General features: G+C 46.4%; 15 protein-coding genes. 10 read left to right on the top strand and 5 right to left on the bottom strand.

From position 1 onward, the window contains the following. Positions 1-37: 37 nt before the first annotated feature. Positions 38-2275 (top strand): S9 family peptidase, encoded by a 2238-nt coding sequence (locus LN995_RS09130; protein ID WP_229960561.1) that lies wholly within the window; start codon positions 38-40, stop codon positions 2273-2275. A 110-nt stretch (positions 2276-2385) separates the two neighbouring features. On the opposite strand, the gene LN995_RS09125 is transcribed toward LN995_RS09130, so the two are convergent. After that, on the bottom strand, positions 2386-3015 hold the full coding sequence (locus tag LN995_RS09125) for an HPP family protein (protein WP_229960560.1): 630 nt from the start codon (positions 3013-3015) through the stop codon (positions 2386-2388). Positions 3016-3155: 140 nt separating this feature from the next. Next, entirely contained in the window at positions 3156-4427 is a 1272-nt protein-coding gene (locus tag LN995_RS09120) for a chloride channel protein (protein ID WP_229960559.1), read from the bottom strand. Positions 4428-4818: 391 nt separating this feature from the next. Between LN995_RS09120 and LN995_RS09115 the strand changes: the two genes are divergently transcribed. The 3 genes from LN995_RS09115 to LN995_RS09105 all read left to right on the top strand — a co-directional run bounded on the left by LN995_RS09115 (position 4819) and on the right by LN995_RS09105 (position 6519). Beyond that, the gene (locus LN995_RS09115) at positions 4819-5379 is read left to right on the top strand and encodes an RNA polymerase sigma factor (protein ID WP_229960558.1); all 561 of its coding nucleotides are present in this window, start codon (positions 4819-4821) and stop codon (positions 5377-5379) included. Between the two features lie 5 nt (positions 5380-5384). Continuing rightward, entirely contained in the window at positions 5385-5603 is a 219-nt protein-coding gene (locus LN995_RS09110) for a hypothetical protein (protein ID WP_229960556.1), read from the top strand. A gap of 217 nt (positions 5604-5820) precedes the next feature. Next, positions 5821-6519 carry a ClpP family protease gene (locus LN995_RS09105; RefSeq protein WP_229960554.1) on the top strand — a complete coding sequence of 233 codons (699 nt, stop codon included), beginning with the start codon at positions 5821-5823 and terminating at the stop codon, positions 6517-6519. A 146-nt stretch (positions 6520-6665) separates the two neighbouring features. On the opposite strand, the gene LN995_RS09100 is transcribed toward LN995_RS09105, so the two are convergent. Further along, positions 6666-7454, bottom strand: a complete 789-nt coding sequence (locus LN995_RS09100; RefSeq protein ID WP_229960552.1) for an SDR family oxidoreductase — start codon at positions 7452-7454, stop codon at positions 6666-6668. 114 nt (positions 7455-7568) lie between these two features. Here LN995_RS09100 and LN995_RS09095 point away from each other — a divergent pair, with 114 nt between their 5' ends. From LN995_RS09095 to LN995_RS09085, 3 genes are all read left to right on the top strand, one after another. Further along, complete coding sequence (locus LN995_RS09095; RefSeq protein ID WP_229960551.1) at positions 7569-8108, top strand: 3-hydroxyanthranilate 3,4-dioxygenase; 540 nt, start codon at positions 7569-7571, stop codon at positions 8106-8108. A gap of 98 nt (positions 8109-8206) precedes the next feature. Beyond that, a complete protein-coding gene (kynU, locus tag LN995_RS09090; RefSeq protein ID WP_229960549.1) occupies positions 8207-9481 on the top strand; it encodes a kynureninase in 1275 nt (424 codons plus the stop codon). A 176-nt stretch (positions 9482-9657) separates the two neighbouring features. Next, on the top strand, positions 9658-11118 hold the full coding sequence (locus tag LN995_RS09085) for a potassium/proton antiporter (RefSeq protein WP_229960547.1): 1461 nt from the start codon (positions 9658-9660) through the stop codon (positions 11116-11118). A gap of 36 nt (positions 11119-11154) precedes the next feature. Here the strand turns inward: LN995_RS09085 and LN995_RS09080 are convergent, their stop codons facing one another. Then, positions 11155-11712: a GNAT family N-acetyltransferase gene (locus LN995_RS09080; protein ID WP_229960545.1), complete on the bottom strand. Its 558-nt coding sequence runs from the start codon at positions 11710-11712 to the stop codon at positions 11155-11157. Positions 11713-11808: 96 nt separating this feature from the next. Further along, complete coding sequence (locus LN995_RS09075) at positions 11809-13197, bottom strand: alanine/glycine:cation symporter family protein (RefSeq protein ID WP_229960543.1); 1389 nt, start codon at positions 13195-13197, stop codon at positions 11809-11811. A 164-nt stretch (positions 13198-13361) separates the two neighbouring features. Between LN995_RS09075 and LN995_RS09070 the strand changes: the two genes are divergently transcribed. The 3 genes from LN995_RS09070 to LN995_RS09060 all read left to right on the top strand — a co-directional run bounded on the left by LN995_RS09070 (position 13362) and on the right by LN995_RS09060 (position 16720). Beyond that, positions 13362-14639, top strand: a complete 1278-nt coding sequence (locus LN995_RS09070) for a cation:proton antiporter (RefSeq protein WP_229960541.1) — start codon at positions 13362-13364, stop codon at positions 14637-14639. An 11-nt stretch (positions 14640-14650) separates the two neighbouring features. Then, the gene (locus tag LN995_RS09065; RefSeq protein ID WP_229960539.1) at positions 14651-15250 is read left to right on the top strand and encodes an alpha-ketoglutarate-dependent dioxygenase AlkB family protein; all 600 of its coding nucleotides are present in this window, start codon (positions 14651-14653) and stop codon (positions 15248-15250) included. A 90-nt stretch (positions 15251-15340) separates the two neighbouring features. After that, on the top strand, positions 15341-16720 hold the full coding sequence (locus LN995_RS09060) for an FAD-dependent oxidoreductase (protein WP_229960537.1): 1380 nt from the start codon (positions 15341-15343) through the stop codon (positions 16718-16720). Positions 16721-16740: the final 20 nt, after the last annotated feature.

Below are 16740 nucleotides of genomic sequence, written 5' to 3'. Positions count from 1 at the left end.
TGGTAACTTTAAGTTGCTAAACTTTAAAACCACACGCATGTATTTTAAACTTTCAACAATCCTTTTAACTGCCGTGTTTATGTGCTCTGTTTATGTAGCGCAGGCACAGCAGACAAAAGATATTACGCTGGAGGATATTTACCGCAAAGGCACTTTTCGGGCCGAATCGGTGTATGGAGTAAACTGGATGAAAGATGGCCAGTATTACAGCTCACAGGTGCCTGACCAGCAAAACAATGTGTACGACATTGTGAAGTATGATGTAACCACAGGCAAACCTGTTAACACAATTATTGAGGGGGAAGTCCTGAAGCCTGATGGTAGCAGTACGCCAATAAAATTCGATGACTACACGTTTAGTTCTGATGAGCAGAAGGTGCTGTTTTCAACCGAAACAGAGCAAATCTACCGCCGCTCTTCCAAAGCTGACTTCTACATCTACGACCTTAATACAAAAAAACTTACTAAGCTGAGCAATGGTGGTAAGCAAATGTACGCTACCTTTTCTCCGGATGCGAAGCGTGTAGCCTTTGCCCGCGACAATAATATGTTTGTGGTAGACCTGAGCAACATGCAGGAAACACAAATCACGACCAATGGTAAATTTAACTCCATCATTAATGGGTATGCTGATTGGGTGTATGAGGAAGAGTTCAGCTTTGCAAAAGGTTTCCACTGGTCACCGGACGGCTCTAAAATAGCCTTTTACACATTTGACGAGACAAACGTGCCGGAGTACAACATGCAAATGTGGGGTGAGCTGTATCCGCAGGATTACAAGTTTAAGTATCCGAAAGCAGGAGAGGCAAACTCTGCCGTAAAAGTGTCGGTATACGACCTGAGCAATGGCAGAACAGTAAAGATGGATACCGGTAATGAGGCTGATATCTACATCCCGCGCATTAAGTGGACACACGACAGCAACCTGCTTTCTATCCAGAAAATGAACCGCCTGCAGAACACGCTGGAGATTCTGCATGCTAACGTGATAACTGGTAAAGCGAATGTAGTATTAAAGGAAACAGATAAGGCTTATATTGATATTACAGATGACCTGACGTACCTGAAGGATGGTAAGAACTTTATCCACTCTTCAGAAAAAGATGGCTTCAACCATCTGTACCTCTACGACATGAAAGGTAAGCTGGTGCGCCAGATCACCAACGGCGATTGGGAAGTAAGCAGCTTTATTGGCTTCGATGAAAAGAATGACCGACTGTACTATATGTCTACAGAGGTATCTCCCCTGGACCGCCACTTGTACAGCATCAGCAGCAAAGGCAAAAGCAAGAAACGCCTGACTAACGAAGCCGGTACGCATAACATTAATATGAGCAACGACTACAAGTACTACTTAGATTATCATTCTGCTGCCAACGTGCCCACCACCGTTAGCCTGCATACAGCAAAAGATGGTAAACTGATAAAAGTACTGGAAGATAATCAGGAGCTACGCAATACACTGGCGCAGTACAATATTGCGAAGCAGGAATTTTTCACCATGAATACTCCTGAAGGCACCAAACTGAATGGCTGGATGATTAAGCCAACCGATTTTGACCCGAACAAGAAGTACCCGGTGCTGATGTTTGTGTACGGAGGCCCAGGTTCGCAAACTGTTACTAACAGCTGGGGCAGCAATAACTATCTATGGTATCAGGTACTGGCCGATAAAGGCTTGATAGTAGTAAGTGTGGATAACCGTGGTACAGGCGCCCGTGGAGCAGAGTTCAAAAAAGTGACGTACGCTAACTTAGGTAAATACGAAATAGAAGATCAGATTGAGGCTGCTAAATGGTTAGGGCAGCAATCTTATGTTGATAAAGATCGCATTGGCATCTGGGGGCATAGCTTCGGTGGTTATATGACTTTGTTAGGTCTGACAAAAGGTAATGGTATCTTCCGGGCTGGAATCTCAGTTGCGCCTGTTACTAACTGGCGTTTCTACGATAGCATTTACACAGAGCGTTACCTGAAAACACCACAGCTGAACGCTGCTGGCTACGATGAAAACTCTCCTTTGTCTTTTGCTGATCAACTGCAAGGCGAACTGCTTTTGATTCATGGTACAGGTGATGATAACGTGCATTTCCAGAATACGGTAGAGATGCAGGATGCTCTAATTAGCGCTAATAAACAATTTGAGACCTTCATCTATCCTAACCGTAACCATGGTGTAAGCGGTGGTATTACGTTGCTGCACCGTTTCAAAATGATGACAGATTTCCTGGAGCGAAACCTGATTAATCCTTCAACAGAAAGTAACCAGCTATAAATTACCTATGCTTCTTTTCTGTTTAAAAGAAGCATAGGTAAACACCTGTGTGTGAGTGTGCTACTATTACAGTAGCTCCTTATGTATAAGCTATAACAGAATGATAATGGTTACACCTGCTGCGCACTTACAGCCTTCGCTTTGCGAATTCTTTGGTGTCTTTTTCTAGTAAATAAGCCTTTAAGACCTTTATATGGATAATTCCTGTTTTTAGGAATATTATTTACAATGAGTGCTATTATAAATAAAACCAGTACCCCTACAAGAACTGGGCTTAGCACATAATAAAAGCCCAAAGCTTTAATTTTGGCAGAACCTATATTGGCGATAAGTGCAGTGGCACCTCCGGGCGGATGTAAAGTCTTCGTTACCTGCATTAACACAATAGAGGTTGAGACAGACAAGGCAGAAGATAACCAGACAAGCTCTTCATTGTGGAATAACTTAAAAACAGTAACGCCTATAATGGCGCAAATTACATGTCCTCCAATCAGGTTCCTGGGCTGTGCCAAGGGGCTGTTAGTAGCTCCGTAAATCAGTACAGACGAAGCACCGAAAGAACCTATCAGGAACAGCTGATCAGAACTCGATATAAAGCTATTGTGGGTCTGAATAAATCCAATAATTCCTATTCCTAAAAGAGAACCTATAAAAGTCCAGATATGGTCAGTAGGGTTAATAATAGTTTGCCTGTAAACAACATATTTAGCTATTCTGTAATTACGTTTAATCTTCCTCATTTTAAAAAGCTGGCTGCTAACAGGTACAGCTTAGAACCAGTATCTACTTTTTGTATATTAATTGAGCTGCAAATATAACCTTAGTACTGCCAAGCATAAAATCAAAGCGTAACTAAACAGAGTATAGCTGCAAGTAGCATTTACTCTTTTATCCCAAGCTGTGCATTTATCAGCGGTGTCTTTGGAGCTAGGAAAAAGCCTGTCAGGCTGGCGAACATGATCGGGATAAAATGGTGAAACCCTGTTAAAGTTGAGAGCAGAATAATGGTGCTGATCGGTGTTCTGGTAACACATGCGTTGATGGCAGCCATGCAGCTCACCATAATAAGCGGCAGGTTTTGCCCTGGAAAAGCCGTGTTTACGATCATGCCTACCGTAGCTCCCACGAAGAACAACGGAATGATAAAGCCGCCTCTCCAGCCGGAGGTGACGGTAAAGGCAATCGCCAGTATCTTAGCCACCAGTAGTATCATCAGGAACTCTAACGTAGCCTCTTCTGCCAGCAACATATTCAGCTCATCGTGGCTAAAGTAGCGGGAGAGGGGCACGTAATAAGCAATGGTACCGATCAGCAGTCCGCCGATGGTCATCTTTACATAAACCGGAACCTGAAGCTTCTGGAACAGGTGTCTGCACTGGCGCACCGTGAGGATGAACAGCCAACCTGCCAACGTGCCTGCTACTGCGTAGAGCATGGCGTAGAAGCAGTCGGTCAGTTCTGGGGCAGAGTATACTGGGAAGTTCCAGGTAGGGCCGATGCCGATATGCGTGATCAGGATGAAGATGACATAGCTGGAGCAGCTGGCCACGAAAGCGGGTATAAGCGCCTGATAGTACTCCACCACGTGTTTGTGGTGCAGGATTTCGAGGGCAAATAAAGTACCGCCAAGCGGTGCCCCAAAGAGTGCCGTGAAGGCTGCGGCCATACCTGCAATACTTAGCGAGCGCAGGTCCTCGCCTTTAATTCTCAGCTTTCTGGCAATCCAGGTGCCTGTGGAGCCTACTACCTGCACCAGCGGCGCCTCTGGGCCTGCACTGCCGCCACTGGCTATACAGAGTAGCGACGACATAATCATGGATGGGTTATTTTTCGGCTCCAGCCTTCCGCCCTTAAAGCGGATATTGTTTACGATCAGGTCCATTTCCCCTGGGTCGCCGAGGCGATGTATAACAAGGCCAGCCAACAGGCCTGCCCCAGCCATAAGCGGAATAACGTACAGGCCCTGGAACTGCGCCAGGAAATGCAGCATTCCCTCCAGCACCGTCCAGTAAAGACCCGCAATAACACCGCCAACAATTCCTACTGCCACCCACAGCAGGAATATCTTGCTAAAGACAAAAGGGTTGAACTGCAAAGGATAATTTAGTTGGTTCCGAAGCGAAACAGCCAGTCTTCTCGTTCTAAAGTCCATCGGGCAAAGGTAAGGAGAAATTTTTTTGATTGCTCCTGCGCCTGGTGTAGCGGCTAAAGTTGGTTTATAGTTCGTATTACTTAACTTGTGATTTATATTTAGTGTTGGAATTTAACCCACCCCTTACCCCTCCCAAGAGGGGCGTTTCGCAAATGAGTAAAATGTTCCCCTCCTCGGAGGGGGTAGGGGTGGGTATACAGTATGGAATGCTTATCCTGTTTTTGTAAATCGTTACTTAAGTATAGCCAGGGCAGAGGAGGCATAAATGTTGTAATGGCGGGTGCAGCTGTTTTTTCTGCCGAACATGCCGTCGGTGAGACATCATTGTCAAAATATTTTTGCAGGACTGGGTGATATTTTATCCTGCTGTCGGATTAACATCAAAAAGCTTATGCAGACGATAACAAATCCTGTGATGGCTTCAGATATTCGTGAAGCCCTGATCCTTGATAGGGAAAAGACGCTGGAGAATATCTACGTCAACCTATACCCGGTGGTGCTGCATTATGTGAGGCAGCGGCAGGGCACAGCCGAGGATGCCCAGGACCTGGTGCAGGAATCCGTCATGCTGTTTTATGAGAAGGTGATGCAGCAAGAGCTGGAGTTAACCTCGTCGGCCACTACGTACATCATGGCGGTTTGCAAGAACCGCTGGAGGCGTGAGCTGGAGAAGCGCAACCGCCAGCAGGAGCTTTCGCCTGAGATCAGTGAACAGGTAGGGGCCGAGGAGCAGGAAGAGGAGCCAGATCATAAACTCGCAGCTTTTGTAGAGCAACTGGGGGAGAAGTGCAGCAAAGTGCTGGTGTCGTTTTACTACCTGGGGCAGCGCATGGAAGAGATTGCGGAGCAGTTAAACTATGGCACAGTGCGCTCGGCCACCGTGCAGAAGTATAAATGCCTGGAGCGCCTGCGTAAATCTCTGGCGGCTTATACTATAAATCATTTCAGATAAACACGATGCGGCCTGCGCTAGAAGAGATAAAACACCTGGAGGCTTTCCTGCAAGGCCGGCTGCCTGAGGAGGAGGAGCTGGACGTGGAAATCAGGCTGCTCTGGGATCAGGAGTGGAAGCAGCAAGTAACGCAACAGCAGCTTTCGTATCAGGCTATCCGCGAAGCTGGCAGGCAGCAACTGCGGCAGGAGCTACAGGCTGTTCACCAACGGCTGTTCGGCTAATCTTTATCGAAAAATGAACACAAGTATCACGACACAAGACACACGACTTTTACTGAGAATGTTACAGCTGTTCAGTATGCTGCAAAGCATGATAGGCTCCTCTTTATGCTAAATTAGCTTTATCCTTTTACTTAAATGATTCCTGATGCAAACGCTACCATACTGGTAGTGCAGGAAAACCTTTGCCTAAACTTTTCATCATCAAAAGAAAAACACTATGAACAACTATAAAAATGAATTCCGCAGGTTTGCCGTGTACGGCCAGGGCTTAAACGGGCTAACGGTAGACAAATACATGAACCATGTGGAAAGCGCCGCACGCCAGCACCAGGTACAGAACATGACACGTGCCGTAATTGAAGAACGCCCTACCAACTTCAGGGAGATTGATGTTTTCTCGCGCCTGATGATGGACCGCATTATTTTTCTGGGGACGCAGGTAGAGGAGAACATCGCCAATATCATTACGGCGCAACTGCTTTTCCTGGAGTCTGCCGCTGATCCGAAGAAAGATATTCTGCTGTACATTAACAGCCCGGGCGGATCGGTTTACGCTGGCCTCGGCATCTACGACACCATGCAGTATGTGAACCCCGATGTGGCGACTATCTGTACAGGCATTGCTTTATCGTTTGGAGCCGTGTTGCTATGCGGCGGCGCAGCTGGTAAACGCTCTGCCCTGCCGCACGCCCGCGTCATGATTCACCAGCCACTGGGAGGGGTGCAGGGGCAAGCCTCGGATATTGAGATCACCGCCAGAGAAGTAATGAAACTGAAGAAGGAGCTCTATGAAATCATCGCCTTGCACAGCGGCAAAACTTATCAGGAAATCCATGATAACGCCGACCGCGACTATTGGATGCGTGCGGAAGAAGCGAAGGAGTATGGGCTAATTGATGAGGTGCTGGTGAGGTAGAAAGTTTACCTCACCCAACGTCGTCAACTTAAGCTGGCTTTTCATTTCGAACGGTAGTGAGAAATCTGTTACATTTCATGTCTTTCCTTTCGTCGAGATGGCAGAGAGCTGTTCCTTGAGTTGACAACATTGGGACTGAGGAGAGGTTATATGCTACCCGTTCTGCCGCCATCCACAGCCAGGCTAACACCATTTATGTAAGCAGCGGCTCGCGTGGCCAGAAAAGCGGCGGCAGCGGCAACTTCTTCGGGCTCGGCAAAGCGACGCGCAGGTATGGATTGCTCCATCTCTTGCTGCACCTCCTGCTTATCCCGTCCTGATTTCTCTGCCCTGCTCTCGACAAGCGCATAGATACGACCCGTTTTGGTAGAGCCGGGCAGCACATTATTTACGGTAATGCCGAACTGCCCCAACTCGTTGGCCATGGTTTTGGCCCAGCTGGCTACCGCACCGCGCGTAGTGTTCGACACGCCCAAACCTGCTATCGGTTCTTTAACCGACGTACTGATGATGTTGATGATGCGTCCGTAACCCGCTTTTTTCATGAGCGGCACCACCGCCTGCGCCAGGTTATGGTTGTTGATCAGGTGCATATTGAATGCCTTCAGGAACTCCTCTGGCTTTGCCTCTGTAATGGGCCCGCCAGGAGGGCCTCCCGTGTTGTTCACCAGGATATGCACCTCGTTCTGCTGTTGCACATAAGCCGCTATCTGTGCTTTTACCTCCTCTGTATCAGCAAAGTCGGCCACTATAAAATCATGCTGCTGGCCATTAGCATGGTCAAGCTCCTGTACCGTCTCTTTCAGCTTTTCTTCGTTACGGGCTACCAGTGTTACACTGGCTCCGAGCTGTGCCAGCTCCACCGCCACGGCTTTCCCGATGCCCTGGGTGCTGCCGCAAACTATAGCGCGTTTGTTTTTCAAGTTTAAGTCCATAGTTTAAATGTACGTAAAAGAGCTTAAACTTGCAGTACTGAGGGTACGGCAGCTTATTGCCATTTATAGCAGCTTTTGCGTACCTTCCTTTTATCAACCTAACAAAACAGAACTATGGCTGTAACAAGACCTTTCAATTTTAAACAATGGATAGAAGATAACCGTCACTTACTGAAGCCGCCCGTGGGAAACCAGCAGGTATTTAAGGGCAACGACGATTTTATAGTGATGGTAGTCGGTGGGCCGAACGCGCGCAAAGATTACCACTACGACGAAGGCGAGGAGTTTTTCTACCAACTGGAAGGTGACATTGTGCTGAAGATTATTGAAGACGGCAAACCTGTGGATATTCCGATTAAAGAAGGGGAGATTTTCCTGCTGCCTCCGCGCGTGCCGCATTCTCCGCGTCGCCCAGCCAACACGGTGGGGTTGGTGGTAGAGCGTTACCGCAAGCCAGGCGAGAAAGACGGTTTCCTGTGGTTCTGCGAAAACTGCGGCAATAAGCTTTACGAGGAGTATGCCGATGTAACGGATATTGTAGGGCAGCTGCCTGTTATTATGAACAACTTTTGGGAGAATGAGGCACACCGAACCTGCAGTAACTGCGGCGAGATGATGGAGCCGCCAGCCAAACCTGCCGAAGAAGCTAAATAATCTAAAGCTGGCACCAATTGTGGGGAGGTATATCGCCTTTGATAAGTATCCCAAAAGTGATGCTGTTATAGCAGCATCAAATAATTATAAGCACAAGAATGAACTACGAGAATAGCCTTGCTTTTGCAAAGGAACAAGATCAGAAAGATCCACTTAAAGAATATAAAGATCGCTTTTATTTCCCTCAGATAGACAGACAGGATGCTATTTACTTCTGTGGTAACTCCTTAGGGTTGCAGCCGAAGTCGGCACAAAGGTACATCGACAACGAAATGTACAAGTGGGCTAATATGGCCGTGGAAGGGCATTTTAAAGGTGATGAGCCATGGTTTAATTATCATCAGCTGCTGGCAGGAGGAGCTTCCAGAGTGGTGGGTGCTTTGCCGGGCGAGGTAGTTATCATGAATCAGCTAACTGTGAACCTGCACCTTATGCTGGTGTCTTTCTATAGGCCGGAAGGCAAACGCTATAAGATTATTACCGAAGCGGGTGCTTTCCCATCAGACCAGTATGCACTGGAGACGCAAACACGTTACCATGGTTACAACCCAGATGAGGCGATAATTGAAATATCTCCAAGAAAAGGAGAACATACGCTACGGACAGAAGACATTATCCAATGCATAAAAGACAATACTGCAGAGTTGGCGCTGGTGATGATGGGCGGCATTAACTACTATACTGGGCAGGTGTTCGACATGGAGGCCATAACCGAAGCGGGGCATAAGGCCGGAGCGCTGGTTGGTTTTGACCTGGCGCATGCTGCTGGTAACGTGCCGCTTCGCCTGCACGATTGGGGTGTGGATTTTGCTGTATGGTGTACATACAAGTACCTGAACTCCGGACCGGGAGGTACCTCGGGAGTTTATGTGCATGAGCGGCATGGTAAGGACAGTAACCTACCCCGTTTTGCCGGTTGGTGGGGCCACGACGCAAGCGAGCGTTTCCAGATGAAGAAAGGCTTTTCGCCTATGGCAGGTGCTGAAGGCTGGCAGGTAAGTAACAGCCAGATTTTACCCCTGGCGGTACACCGGGCATCACTGGAAATATTCGAAGAGACAGGCATGGAGCAACTGCGGGAGAAGAGTGAGAAGCTGACGGGTTACCTGGAGTACCTGATAGATGACATACAGGCAGATATAAGTTTACTGGAAGTAATTACGCCACGCGATCCGCAGTCGCGTGGTTGCCAGCTGTCCTTGCTTGTGAAAAAGAATGCGCGTGAATTGTTTGATAAGCTGATGGCGGCTAAAATTATTGTCGATTATCGGGAACCAAACGTAATTCGGGTAGCACCTGCCCCGCTGTATAATTCTTTTGAAGAAGTGTACCTTTTCGCAGAGATTTTAAGGGAAAACCTGCAGGAAAATTAAGGTAAAAACTTGAAGACATAAATTTGCAGGGCAGGTGAAGGTACATTCACCTGCCTTTGTTTTTAAAGCTTCTAAACCTGATAAATGGGTTACTGTACCTGCTCTTTACCATTGTAAGGATTCCTTACCAGCAACTAAATTAACCTGGAGGCAAAGCAAAAGCACGAAATTTAAACATGAGCTTTACAATTGAAGATATTTTATTAGGAGCATCCATTTTGTTGATGATTAGCATCCTGATCAGCAAGAGCCTGGGAAGGTTAGGGATACCTGCGCTTGCGCTCTTTTTGGGAGTGGGCATGCTAGCCGGGTCAGAGGGGATAGGAGGTATTTATTTTGATGATTCGCGGACGGCTCAGTCCTTAGGCACTATAGCGCTGACAATAATACTTTTCTCCGGGGGGTTGGATACCCGCTGGGAAAGTATCAGACCTATACTTTGGCGGGGTGTTACGCTGTCTACGTTAGGGGTGTTTATAACTGCAATACTGGTGGGGCTGTTTGCTACGTATGTGCTTAACTTTACGTTGCTGGAAGGTTTGCTATTAGGAGCTATTGTTTCCTCTACCGATGCAGCTGCCGTGTTCTCTATCCTTCGCTCTAAAAACATTGGCCTGAAAAATAACCTGCGGCCTACACTGGAGCTAGAATCTGGCAGTAACGATCCAATGGCTTATTTCCTTACCGTTAGCTTTACTTTTCTGTTGACGAATGAGGGGGCAAATATTTGGCAACTGGTGCCTATGTTCTTTCTGCAGATGAGCATTGGTGCACTGATGGGCGTAGTAATGGGGCGGGTAATGGTATGGGTAATTAACAATATAAAGCTGGAACAGGAAGGGCTTTATCCAGCACTGACGCTGGCTATGGTTGTCTTTACTTTTGCCTTTACAAACCTGATAAGCGGGAATGGTTTTCTGGCAGTTTACATCTCGTCGGTTATACTGGGTAACAAGAACTTCATTCATAAGCGTAGCCTTAGCAGGTTTTATGACGGAGTAGCCTGGCTCATGCAAATACTCATGTTCCTGACACTTGGCCTGCTGGTGTTCCCTTCGCAAATGCTGCCTGTTATTGGTATGGGCATACTTATTTCGCTGTTCCTTATTTTTGTGGCCCGCCCAATTAGCGTGTTTATTGGCTTGTCTTTCTTCAAAATATCGCTGCAGGATAAGCTATATGTGTCGTGGGTGGGGCTGCGGGGAGCGGTGCCGATTGTATTTGCCACTTACCCCTTACTGGCAGGTGTAGAGAAATCTAACATGATCTTCAATATCGTGTTCTTTATAGTGCTTACTTCTGTAATGCTGCAAGGTACAACTTTGAAACTGGTGGCCGATTGGCTAAACTTAAGTGAGCAGGACAACAGCCCGAAGCGGTTTCAGCTGGGAGAGGATATGGGGTATGACTCGAAGAGCACACTTGTGGAGTTGGAGCTAACAGATAGCAGTACGGCTGTAGGTAAATCCATAGTAGACCTGCAGTTCCCCAAAGCATCCTTGATTGTGCTGATAGACAGAGAAGGACGCTATGTAACTCCTAACGGTGCCACCATATTAGAGAAGGGCGATAAGTTAATGGTGATGACAGATAGCGATGAGGAACTGGAGAAGGTTAATAAGGCGCTCTACAGTTAAAGTGCTAGGCAGTAGATTCAACGGTTTCCTTGGTCGCTACTTTCTTAAGTCCCAAATAACTATTTCCCAGTTTTCCCCATCAGGAGCCAGATAACTGTGTAAAACTTCGAATCCAATTCTGCCATGAGCTTTTAAAGATCTGCTGTTTCTCGAGGCAATCTCTGTCACAATCAGATCATATTGACCTGCGTATTTTTCTTTGTAGGTATGGTACAGCTGGTCAAAAACCTGTTGCCCACGATATTCTTTTGCAACGCAAACCTGCCCGGAAACAACATAGCTAAACTCATGGAGCTTTTTTCCCTTATATTCCAGCTTATCCATTGCCTGAAACATAGGTATTAAAACCGGTACATCGTTTTTGAAGTCCTGCGTCATGGCTATAGCGTAACCTATTACTTTGTTTTCATCTTTTGCTATGATGCTGGGAGCAGCCTCGTTCATCTTTCTGAGCAATTCAGGATTATGAGCCACGGTTACAAAGCCTTGGCTGGCTATCTCCTCTGCTGATAGGTTACAAGCAAGATTTGCTTTTTGCAGGAGTAGAATACTTTCTATTTCTGCATTGTCAGAGACTAAAGAAAAAGTAAGCATTGGTTGGTGTTGAGAAAAGTGAAATAAAAGCTTGTTTTGCTATAGCAGACATACTGTCTTAGCAGCACAACATCATAAAATTAAGTTTAAGCAAAGCTACGCGTTCAGCTCTTCTCTTTTATCAAACTCCCGCATCCGTCTAAAGTAATCTCTGGCCGCTTTCATAACCTTAGGCGAGAGTAATAATGCCGAAACCATAGTAGGGATGGCCATCATAGCGTACATGCCATCTATCAAACTGATCACTGCCGTGATAGAAGCTGTAGCGCCCAATACGATAGTAAACACATAAAAGTAGTTGTAGTAGTACTTGTACTTTGCCCCAAAAAGAAAACCAAAACATTTGGTGCCGTAGTAGGAGTATGAAAATAGTGAGGTAAAGGCAAAAATGAGCACGCACAGCACCAGAATATAACTTCCAAAACCAGGCATAGCATCGTCGAAAGCGGCGGCAGTTACGGTTACGCCATTGCTCTGCGAATTGTCCCAGGTACCAGTAACAATAATGGCTATACCTGTAAGGGTACATACTACCAGCGTATCAATAAGCGGACCCAACATGGCGACTAAACCCTCGCGTATAGGTTCGTCAGTTTTGGCGGCACCATGCATCATGGAGGCCGTGCCTATACCTGCTTCATTAGAGAAGGCAGCTCTTCGTGCACCAGCTATAATAATGGCACCAATAGCTCCGCCTAACATCGCGTCTGCTGTAAATGCATCTTCAAAAATCTGCGCAAAAGCACCTGGTATGCTGGTGTAGTTGGCAAACATGATGTAAAAAACGGCTACCATGTACAGCAACACCATACTAGGTACCATCTTGCCTGCTACTTGCCCAATCCGTTTTATTCCTCCAAAAATTACAAGCGATGTAATGAGAACCAACACTATTCCTGTGATTAAATCAGAGTAGAAGGTGTCGGTGGAGGTTAGGCCGTTCGGTACCAGCACAACTTCGCGTATTACCTGTGTTAGTTGGTTCGCCTGAAAAATGGGTAAGGCACCGAACAAACCTGCTACGCAAAAGAACACAGCTAAGGGCTTCCATTTCTTGCCAAGCCCTTCCTCCACTACATACATGGGGCCGCCTTCTACATGGCCAAGGCTGTCTTTGCCGCGGTACATAACAGAAAGAGAGCAGGTGAAGAATTTAGTGGCCATACCTACAAAGGCACTTACCCACATCCAAAACAAAACACCAGGGCCACCTGTTGTTATGGCTACTGCCACTCCGCTTATGTTACCCATGCCTACGGTTGCAGCCAATGCACTCGAAAGGGCTTCGAAATGGTTAATATCGCCTGGGTCGTCTGGGTCGTCGTACTTGCCGCGAAGCACATTAACGGAATGGCCCAGGTAGCGGAAAGGCAGGAACCGGGAGTACAGCATAAAAAAAGCACCTCCACCCATAAGTAAAATGAGTAAAGGCAGGCCCCAGGCAGCATTACTGAAGGCGACTAAAAATTTTTCTATCTTTTCCAAAAACTATAAGTTAGAAAGGTTCAAAGAATACAAAAATAGGCATCACTTCCGTAACAACGTATAATATGCCTACAACTGGCTCTGTAAAGGAAACGTACAAAAACGCTCTTGGCAAGATGTGATGTTTCTTATAACGGCCACTAATCTTAAAGATAGTATTTCAAATGGATAATTACATAGTGGCGATGACGATAATAGGGTTAGCGGCGCTCTCCATGACATGGATTCCAGATATTATGGAGAGGACGTTTATCTCGTATCCGATTGTGTACCTGCTGCTGGGCATGGCTATTTACCTGTTGCCGCTTGGGCTTCCTACACCAGATCCGATCTGGCGCGAAGATTATGTAGTGCGGCTTACGGAACTTAGTGTTATTATTTCGCTGATGGGTACAGGTCTGAAGATCAGGCGAAAGTTCAGTATAAAGAACTGGCGGATCCCGCTTCGGTTGGTAAGTTTCACGATGCTGCTGTGTATTGGTGCGATAGCCTTACTAGGGTGGAGTGTATTAGGGCTTTCTGTAGCTGGTGCTGTATTGTTGGGCGCTTCGCTGGCGCCAACCGATCCTGTACTGGCAGAGCAGGTGCAAGTGGGGCCTCCTGACGATAAGGAGGAGGATGTGGTGAGGTTCTCGCTTACATCAGAGGCGGGCTTGAACGACGGTTCTGCCTTTCCTTTTACATGGCTTGCGGTGGCTTTGGCTATTTCAGCGGCAAATGGAAGCAGCTGGTTCACGGATTGGGTGCTTTATGATCTGCTGTATAGAATTATAGTAGGGGCTGGTGCAGGTTACCTGATCGGGCGTGGGCTGGCGTACCTTATTTTCAAACTTCCCAAAAAAACAAAATTCCCAATGGCACAGCATGGTTTTCTGTCTCTATCTGCCACTTTAGTTACTTATGGAATAACTGAAATGCTGCACGGCTACGGCTTTATTGCGGTATTTGTGGCGGGGCTTACGATGAGTAATATAGAAGAGGAGAACGAATATAACATAGAGATGCATGACTTTGTGAACCAGGTGGAACGGATTATTATGGTAATATTGCTGGTACTGTTCGGTGGAAGCCTCGTAACCGGAATCTTGGACTATCTTACCTGGCAGGCAGCTTTGATAGGTTTAGCTTTTCTGTTTATCATCAGGCCACTTGCTACTTTCCCAAGTATGCTGGGCACATACTCTACTACAAAGGAGAAGCTGGCCGTTTGTTTCTTTGGCATTCGGGGTATAGGTTCATTCTTCTACCTTTCCTTTGCGTTAGATCAGGTAGATTTACCAGAAGCAAATGAGTTATGGTCTATTATAGCCTTTATTGTAATGGTGTCTATCATATTACATGGTTTAACTGCCACAAAAGCAATTAATATACTTGATCGTGAGCGAAGAAAGAGCGGCCGTCCTGTACTGGAAGTAGATCAGACACCAGATGAGATTTCTTAAAATTAAATTTGATGTTTTATTCAGAAAAAAGCTTGCAACGCCTGCCTTTACCCGATGCCGAAGTATATTATAGCCCTCATTTCTTCGATGTAGAAGAAAGTAACACTTATCTGCAGGAGCTGTTGCAAACTATAAACTGGAAACAGGAAAGTATAAAATTGTTTGGTAAGCTGCAGCCTATGCCGCGCCTCACAGCCTGGTATGGAGACAAAGGCTATACTTACTCAGGGCTGCACAATACCCCACAGCCGTGGCTACCTGTACTGCAAAGGTTAAAAGAACAGGTTGAGGAGGCTTCTGAGCAGGCATATAATAGTGTGCTTTTAAACTTGTACCGTAGCGGCAACGATAGCATGGGTTGGCATGCTGATGATGAGGCAGAGTTAGGACAAGACCCCAATATAGCTTCTGTTAGTCTTGGAGGAGAACGTAAGTTTGGCTTCAGGCATAAGTCCAATAAAGCACAAAAGAACATTTATATAACGCTACAGCATGGCAGCCTACTGCTGATGCAGGGCCCCACACAGCACGCTTGGCAGCACAATTTGCCTAAAACTCAACGTGCTGTAATGCCCCGTATCAATCTTACTTTTAGAAACATAAAAGGCTAAGGGTACGTCAGCAGGTGTAAAGTAATTGTTAACCCCAAAAGAAAACCGTTACTTTATGCCTGTAAAAGGGTGTGCTGTACACCAATACCGATGACTGATAAAAAAAATGTTGCCATTATGGGAGCTGGCTTAGTAGGTTCGCTGCTCTCACTTTACCTGGCCAAACGTGGCTATGCAGTAGATTTGTATGAGCGACGCCCTGATATGCGCACGACAGATTTAGAGGAAGGGCGTTCTATAAACCTGGCGCTAAGCGACCGTGGCTGGCGAGCGTTGAAAGGCATAGGCATAGAGGAGGAAATGCGTAAAGTAGCAGTGCCGATGCATGGCCGCATGATGCACGACGAGCAGGGAAACCTTTCTTTCCAGCCCTATAATAAAGAAGGTAAAGCCATTTACTCGGTATCCAGAGGTGGGCTTAACATGGCCCTGATGAACATCTCAGACCAGAACCCGGACATTAACTACCATTTTAACCGGAAAGTGCTGGATGTGGACCTGTGCGAAAACGTGGTGCAACTTCGGAATAGCGAAACAGGTGCTATTGAAACAATTCAGCCTGAAGTGATATTTGGTGCCGATGGTGCTTTCTCGATGGTACGTGGCGCCATGCAGAAAACAGAGCGGTTTAACTACAAACAAAGCTACCTAAACTACGGTTATAAGGAATTAACCATACCGCCAACTGCTGAAGGAGGCTGGGCACTGGAGAAAAATGCCTTGCACATCTGGCCTCGTGGTAGTTACATGATGATTGCCCTGCCTAATATTGATGGCAGCTTTACCTGCACTTTGTTTTTTCCTTATGAAGGAGAGCGATCTTTTGCAGGAATAAAAACAAAAGAAGATCTGCATAATTTTTTCAGTGAGGTTTTTCCTGATGTGTTACCACTTATGCGAGATCTGGCGCAGGAATATTTTTCTAACCCAGTAGGCTCACTGGTAACTATAAAGTGCTTCCCGTGGTCATACAAAGACAAAGCCATGCTGATCGGAGATGCATGCCATGCTGTGGTGCCATTTTATGGGCAAGGTATGAATGCTGGCTTTGAAGACATAACCGTACTGGATCAGCTGCTTGATAACTTTGAGGGGGGTAATTGGGAAGAGCTCTTTAAAGCTTTTGAGCAAAGCCGTAAACCCAATGCAGATGCTATTGCCGACTTGGCTGTAATGAACTTCGAAGAAATGCGGGACAAGGTAGCTGACCCTCATTTCCTTCTCCGCAAGAAAATAGAAAACAAAATCAGTGAACAATATCCTGATAGATGGATTCCGCTTTACACCATGGTTACCTTTACCGACCTGCCTTACTCATATGCTTTAGAAGCAGGCCAGCAGCAGGATAAAATCATGAAGAAAGTGATGAGGTACATTAATTCAGTAGAAGACTATGATAAGCTTGAGGTGCAGAAGCTGTTGGAGAAGCAATTGGTGAAGAAGGAGAAGCTAAAGCCACATAAAGCGTAGAGGCTTTTGATGCTGAGGCC

It is taken from the genome of Pontibacter silvestris, from assembly GCF_020907275.1.
Classification (GTDB): Bacteria; Bacteroidota; Bacteroidia; order Cytophagales; family Hymenobacteraceae; genus Pontibacter; species Pontibacter silvestris.
The sequence above is the reverse complement of the archived record's forward strand: the minus strand, read 5'-3'. Positions and strand labels throughout refer to the sequence as shown.